The 7,478-nt window shown below is 73.6% G+C and carries 4 protein-coding genes; all 4 read left to right on the plus strand.

Annotated features, from left to right (window positions below; genetic code table 11):
- The coding region (locus JQN83_RS32400) for a phosphopantetheine-binding protein (protein WP_208570963.1) at positions 1–2,292 on the plus strand (2,292 nt) is incomplete at its 5' end.
- Between the two features lie 48 nt (positions 2,293–2,340).
- The gene (locus tag JQN83_RS32405) at positions 2,341–3,378 is read left to right on the plus strand and encodes a ketoacyl-ACP synthase III family protein (protein ID WP_208570964.1); all 1,038 of its coding nucleotides are present in this window, start codon (positions 2,341–2,343) and stop codon (positions 3,376–3,378) included.
- 81 nt (positions 3,379–3,459) lie between these two features.
- Positions 3,460–4,317: an alpha/beta fold hydrolase gene (locus tag JQN83_RS32410; protein ID WP_208570965.1), complete on the plus strand. Its 858-nt coding sequence runs from the start codon at positions 3,460–3,462 to the stop codon at positions 4,315–4,317.
- 42 nt (positions 4,318–4,359) lie between these two features.
- The coding region (locus JQN83_RS32415; RefSeq protein WP_208570966.1) for a type I polyketide synthase at positions 4,360–7,478 on the plus strand (3,119 nt) is incomplete at its 3' end.

Consider the following 7,478-nt stretch of genomic DNA (forward strand, 5'->3'; position numbering starts at 1 on the left):
TCGTTGGGTGTGGTGGGTTCGGGTGGTGTGGTGGTGCCGACGTTGCGTCGGGGTGAGGGTGGTGTGGGTCGGGTGTTGTTGTCGTTGGGTGAGGCGTTTGTTGCGGGGGTGGAGGTTGATTGGGGTCGGGTCGTTCCGGAGGCTGTCCGGGTCGACCTGCCCACCTACCCCTTCCAGCACGAGCACTACTGGCTCAAGACCACCCCGTCCGGCGTCACCACCGATCGTGGCGACCATGCGCTGCTCGGCGCCCCGGTGGAGCTGCCCGGCTCCGGCGGGGTGGTGCTGACCGGCACCGTCTCCCTGGCCGGCCTGCCCTGGCTGGCCGCCCACACCGTCGGCGACACCGTCGTACTGCCCGGCACCGCCCTGCTCGACCTGGCGCTGAAGGCCGGCGACGACGTCGGGCTCGACCACGTCGACGCCCTGACCCTGCACGAGCCGTTGACCGTGCCGGCCCGGGCGGCTGTCCACCTGCGGGTGGAGATCGGCGCACCGGGGGACGACGCCCGCCGGCCGCTGAGCATCCACGCCCGACGGGCGGACACCCCGGCCGGAGCGCCCTGGCGCTGCCACGCCTCCGGCACGCTCGCCGTCGGCGTACCGTCGCCGGGTGTCGACCTGACGGTGTGGCCGCCGCCGGCCGCGACCGGAGAGCCCGCCGCCGACGGTGTCGCGCGCTGGCGGCGCGACGGTGAGGTCTTCGCCGAGGTCCGGCTGCCCGACCGGCAGCGCGCCGAGGCGGACCAATTCGGACTGCACCCGGTCCTGCTGGACGCCGCACTGCGGGCCGTCGACGACCCGGCCGACGCGCCGTCCCGGCTGGCCGAGTTGCGCGGCGTGACCCTGCGGGCGGTGGGCGCGACCGTGCTGCGGGTGCACCGTGCCGCGTCGGGTCAGGTCACCGTCGCCGACGCGACCGGTTCCCCGGTGGCGACGATCGCCGCCGTCACCACCCGCCCCTGCCCGACCGGTGAGGTCCGGACCGCGAGCGCCGCCGCCCAGGACGGCCTGTTCCGGGTGGAGTGGGTCCCGGTGTCCACGCCGGCCACCCCGCCGTCGCCGCCGACGATGGTCGTCGTCGGTGCCGATCCCCTGCGGGCCCGCGCCGGGCTGATGTCGGCGGACACCTACGCCGAGGCGTACCCCGACCTGGCCGCGCTCACCGCCGCGGTCGAAGCCGGCGCGGCCCGCCCGGACGTCATCCTGCTCAGCGACACCGACCCCGCGCCGTCGGCCGGCAGCCCCTGGGAGACCAGTCGCCTCGTCACCCTGCGCCCGGACCCGACCGTCGCGGCCCCCCGCCGCCGTGGCCGGGCGGGCACCACCGGAACCGCCGCGGTACCGGCCACCGCCGTACCGGCCACCGCCGTGCCGGCCACCGCCGTGCCGGCCACCGCCGTGCCGGCCACCGCCGTGCCGGCCGACGCGGTGCCGGCCGACGCGGTGCCGGCCGGTGCGACGCCCGCCCACGGCGACACCGTCGTGGTGGACGGCGTCAAGGCGTCCTGGCGGGCACTGATGACGGCGCTCGCCCTGGCCGAACCGCACCTGGTCGTCCGTCGCGGGACGGTGCTGACGCCCCGCCTGGCCCGGGTCACCGTCCCGGTGGACGACGCGACGCCGCCCGACGTCACCGGGCCGGTGCTGGTCACCGGCGGCGCGTCGGCGGCGCGCGGGGCGACCGTGGCCTTCCTGCGCGGGTGCGGGATCGAGGCCGGCGACGGCAGCGGGGACGCAGCCACCACCGTGGTCCGGCTGGACCACCCCGACGCGACGGCCACCAGCGCCACCCCGACCGTCGCGCTGCTGCGGGAACGGCCTGCCGGGGACCTGTCACCCGACGAGCTCGTTCTCGTCGAGGCGGCCTGCCGTGTCGGCGGGTCACTGGTCGTCGCGGCCGGGGCCGGCGCCTGGTCGCGCTCCCCCGACGCCCCGGCGCTGCTGCGGTCGTTGGCTCCGGCCGGCACCCGCCGCACCGCACGGGCCGTCGCCGACGCCCCGGCCGGCCTCAAGCAGCGGCTGGTGCTCGCGCCCGAGGGCGACCGGGACCAGATCCTGCTGGAGCTGGTACGCCGCAACGTCGCGGCGGTACTCGGCCTGGCGTCGGCCGAAACCGTCGAACGGGACCGGCGGTTCCGGGACGCCGGGTTCGACTCGCTCTCCGCCCTGACGGTCCGCAACCTGATCAGCACGGAGACCGACCTGCGGCTCGCGCCCACGGTGGTCTTCGACCACTCCACGCCCGACGCCCTGGTGCGTCACCTCAGGCAGGAACTGCTCGGCTACTGACGATCCGCCGGGCTGCGGCGGAACACAGCTGAAGAATGGAGGGACCCCGTGCGAGTCGAAGGTGTCTATCTCGACGGGATCGGCCACCACCTACCCGACTGGGTGAGCGCCGAGGACGCGGTCGCGGACGGCCGGTACCGGGCGGAGGTCTTCGAGGCGAGCGGCCTGACCGGCACGCACATCTCGACGAAACTGCCCGCCCTCGACATGGCGGTGCTGGCCGCCCGGACCGCGCTGGAACGGTCCTCGGCCGGAACCGCCGACGTCGAGTCGCACATCCACGCGAGCGTCTACTACCAGGGGCCCGAGGGCTCCTACCCACCCGGCTACATCCTGCGTGAACTGGGAGTCGCCGGTGCCGGCTCCCTGGAGATCCGGCAGGGGTGCAACGGGCTGCTCGCCGCGCTGGAGATCGCCGTCGGGCAGCTCACCGGCGTGGCCGAACTCGCCGTGGCTCTGCTGACCACCGCCCAGAACTTCGAGACACCGCTGGTCGACAGGTGGCACGGCTTCGGCGACTCGTACATCCTCGCCGACGGTGCGGCGGCGGCCGTCGTCACCACCGAATCCGGCTTCGCCGAGGTCCGGTCGATCTGTTCCGGCACCCTGCCCGGGCTGGAACGGTGGCACCGCGGCGACGGCCCGTTGACCCCGCCGGTCGAGCAGAGCGCCGAACAGGTGTCGATGACCGCGCGGGCGGCCGCCTTCACCGACGACGAGATGCCGCTGGCCCGGGCCGTGGAGAGCCTCAGCGAGTTCGACGTGGGCATCATCCGCCGGGCGCTGGTCGACGCGGACCTCAACGTCGCCGACCTGGCCCGGGTGATCACCATCAACGAGGACGCCCGGATGACCGAGTTCACCACCCTCGGCCCGCTCGGCATCGACGTGTCTCTATCAACTTGGGACCATGGCCGGTCGGTCGGCCACGTCGGCGCCGCCGACCTGGTCATTTCACTGGACCACCTGCTCGACACCGGGCAGGTCCACCCCGGCGACCACCTCCTGCTGGTCTCCCAGGGCCCGGGATGGCTCTGCTCCGCCGCCGTCCTCACCCTGCTGGAGAAGCCGTCCTGGCTGGAGTGAAGTGCCGTTTTAGATGCGTTCTAGGCCCTCTGTCTAGCGTCGAACCGTCACACGTTCCGAGTGCGCAACGGAGGGGATTCAGTGGACGCGATCGTGGCCGACGATGTCGATGCCGGGACCTTTGGCGTACCCGGAGCACGTCTGTATTACGAGGTCCAGGGCCAGGGGCCGGTATTGCTGGTCCTCCAGGCCGGTGAGGGTGACGCCGGCCGGACCAGCTATCTCGTACAACAACTCGCCGACCGGTACACGGTGGTGACCTACGACCGGCGCGGCCTGTCCCGCAGCAAACTCGACGGGCCACCCGCAGCGCTGACCATGGAGACCCACGCCGACGACGCGAGCGCCCTGCTCGCCCACCTCACCGACCAGCCGGCCCACGTGCTCGGCTCCGGCTACGGTGCGGCGATCGGGCTCTATCTCTCGCTGCGCCACCCGGAGCAGGTCCGCACCCTGGTCGCACACGAGGCCCCCACCCTGCGACTGCTGCCGGCGGCCACCCGCGAGCGGGTCGTACGGGGGGTGGCCGCGGCCGAACGCGCCTACCACAACGACGGTTGGGGCCCCGCCATGAAGCAGATGGCGGCACTCAGCGGCATCGACCTGACCACGCTGGAGATGGAACCGGGCGTCGACTTCCAACCGATGACGGTCGACCGGGCCGCGAACATCGAGTTCTTCGTCAAGTACGACGGCCCGGCCTTCCGCAACTGCCAGCTCGACGCCGACGACATCGCCCGGCTCAAGCAGACCGGCATCCGGGTGGTCCCGGCCGGCGGCTGCATCTCACAGGACATCTGGGCGTACGTCTGCGCGGAGGCACTCGCCGACGAACTCGGCACGGCGGTGGTGGAGTTCCCCGGTGGCCGCAACGGCCACACCACCCACCCCCGCGCCTTCTCGGCACGCCTGCACGAGGTGCTCGCCGCCGTCGCCTGACTTCCGCGCCCGACACCCAACCTCGAACAGGGACGGCCATCCATGGGAAGCACTGCCCCCGCGTACCAGGACGCCATCGCGGTCATCGGAATGTCCTGCCGATTCCCCGGCGCCGCCTCCCCGGACGAGTTCTGGGACCTGTTGGTACGCGGGGAGGAGGCGATCCGGGAAGCGCCGGCCGACCGCTGGTCCGGCGACCCGGGCACGGTCCGTCGTGGCGGCTTCCTCGACGACGTGGCCGGCTTCGACGCCCCGTTCTTCGGGGTGTCGCCCCGCGAGGCCGCCGCGATGGACCCGCAGCAGCGGTTGATGCTGGAACTGGCCTGGGAGGCGCTGGAGCACGCCGGGGCCGACCCGACGCCGCTGCGCGGCTCGTCGACCGGGGTGTTCATCGGCACGATCCAGGACGACTACGCCACCCTGACCCGGCGCGGTGGCGGCGACCCCGGCCCGCACACGCTGACCGGGCTGCACCGCAGCGTCATCGCCAACCGGGTCTCCTACCGGCTGGGCCTGGCCGGGCCGAGCATGGTGGTCGACACCGGCCAGTCGTCGGCCCTGGTGGCGGTGCACCGGGCGATCGAGTCGCTGCACGCCGGCGAGTGCACGATGGTGCTCGCCGGTGGGGTCAACCTGATCCTCACCGGGGAGAGCACCGACGCCGTACGCGGCTTCGGTGGCCTGTCACCCACCGGGCGTACCCACCTGTTCGACGCCCACGCCGACGGCTACGTCCGCGGTGAGGGCGGTGGCCTGGTCGTGCTGAAGCGGCTCGCCGACGCGGTCGCCGACGGCGACCGGATCTTCTGCGTGATCCACGGCGGTGCCGTCAACAACGACGGGGGCGGCGACGGGCTGACCACGCCCAGCCAGGCCGGCCAGGAGCAGGTCGTCCAGCTCGCGCACACCCGGGCCGGCACCGACCCGGCCGACACCGGGTACGTGGAACTGCACGGCACCGGAACCCCGGTGGGTGACCCGATCGAGGCCGCCGCACTCGGTGCGGTGGTCGGCGCGGCACTGGCACCCGGTGACCGGTTGCTGGTCGGCTCGGCCAAGACCAATGTGGGCCACCTGGAGGGCGCCGCCGGGGTGGTGGGGCTGATCAAGACGGCGCTCGCCCTGCGGCACGGGCTGATTCCCGCCTCCCTGCATCATGAGACGCCCAACCCGGCGATCGACTTCGCGGCCACCCGACTGACCGTGCAGACCACCCTCGCGGGCTGGCCCGTCACCCGGCCTCTGGCCGGCGTCTCGTCGTTCGGCATGGGCGGCACCAACTGCCACCTGGTCCTCGGCCCGTGGCCCGCGCCGCCCGCCGCCGTTGACGCCCCGACGTCCGTCGACGGGCCCGGGACGCCGTCGGGCACCCCGGTGGCCGCACCCGCCGTCGCCCGGGTCGTCTGGCCGCTGTCCGGTCGTACCCCGGCGGCGCTGCGCGCCCAGGCGCACCGCCTGCACCACCATCTCACCGACCGGCCCACGGTGCCGATCGGCGATGTCGGCCGTTCGCTGGCCGGCCGCAGCGGCTTCGACCACCGGGCCGTCGTGGTCGGCCGCGACCGTGCGGAACTGCTCGCCGGGCTGGCCGACCTCGCCGACGGCCGTCGCCGGGCGGGACTGGTCACCGGTCGGGCCGACACCGGCACCCTGGGCTTCCTGTTCACCGGGCAGGGCGCGCAACGCCCCGGGATGGGACGCGACCTGTACGACGCCTCGCCGGTCTTCGCCGACGCGTTCGACGAGGTGTGCGCGGAACTCGACAGGCACCTGGACCGGCCGCTGCGCGAGGTCGTCTGGGACGATCCGACCGCGCTGGACCAGACCGGCTACACGCAACCCGCGCTCTTCGCCCTCCAGACGGCGCTCCACCAGCTCACCGTCTCCTTCGGGGTACGCCCCGACTACCTGCTCGGTCACTCCATCGGTGAACTGTCCGCCGGGTACGCCGCCAGGGTCTGGTCCCTGCCCGACGCCTGTCTGCTCGTCGCCGCCCGTGGCCGACTGATGCAGGCCGCCCCGGCCGGCGGCGCGATGCTGGCGATCGCCGCGCCGGAGGACGTGGTGACCGCCCACCTCGCCGACTTCGCCGCACGGCTGGACCTCGCCGCCGTGAACGGCCCGAACGCGGTCGTCGTCTCCGGCGACGCCGACGCCGTCACCGACCTCGCCGCCCGCTTCGACCAGCTCGCCGTCAAGACCCGACGGCTCCGGGTCAGCCACGCCTTCCACTCCGCCCACATGGACCCGGCGCTGGACGAGTTCACCCGCGTCGCGGCCGGCATACCCGCCCGGACTCCCCAGGTGCCGGTGGTGTCGAACGTGTCCGGGAAGCTGGTGCAGGCCGAATACACCGACCCGACGTACTGGGCGGCGCAGATCCGTCGACCCGTCCGTTTCCTCGACGGCCTGCGTACGCTGCGGTCGGCCGGGGTCACCGCGTTCCTGGAACTCGGCCCGGACCCGGTGCTGACCGGGCTGGCCGAGGCGGAGCAGGACGCCGGCCCCGGCAGCTCCGACGACACGGCGTACGCCGTCCTGCTGCGGCGGGACCGCGACGAGCCGACGACGGCGTTGACCGCGCTGGCCCGGCTGCACTCCCACGGTGTGCCGGTGAACTGGTCCCCACTGTGGCCGGACGCGGACCGGGCCGACCTGCCGACCTACGCGTTCCAGCGGCGACCGTACTGGATCGACACCGCCGCCTCCTCCGCCGCCGCTGCCTCCTCCGCCGGCTCCGCCGTGCCGGTCGACGCGCCTTCGTCTACCGCGCCGGAAGAGCCCGCGACCGGGGCGGCGGAGGTCGACCCGGCCAGCTGGGCTGGGCGGCTGTTGGCGCTGCCCGAGCACGAGCGCCGGCCCGCCGCCGAACTGCTCGTACGTCGCCTGGTGGCCGAGACGCTCGACTATGCCGACCTGGCCGACGTCGACGGCAGTCTCACCTTCAAGGAACTCGGCATCACGTCGCTCACCGCCGTGGAACTACGCAACCTCGTGACCGCCGAAACCGGCCAGTCGTTCTCCGCCTCCATGGTCTTCGACTTTCCGACTCCGGTGTTGGTGGCGGAGCGGTTGGTGGGTTTGGTGGTGGGTTTGGGTTCGGGTGTGGGTGTTGCGGGTGTGGGTGTGGGTGAGGCGGTGGCGATTGTGGGGATGGGGTG

Source organism: Micromonospora antibiotica (assembly GCF_017599305.1).
GTDB classification, from domain to species: Bacteria; Actinomycetota; Actinomycetes; order Mycobacteriales; family Micromonosporaceae; genus Micromonospora; species Micromonospora antibiotica.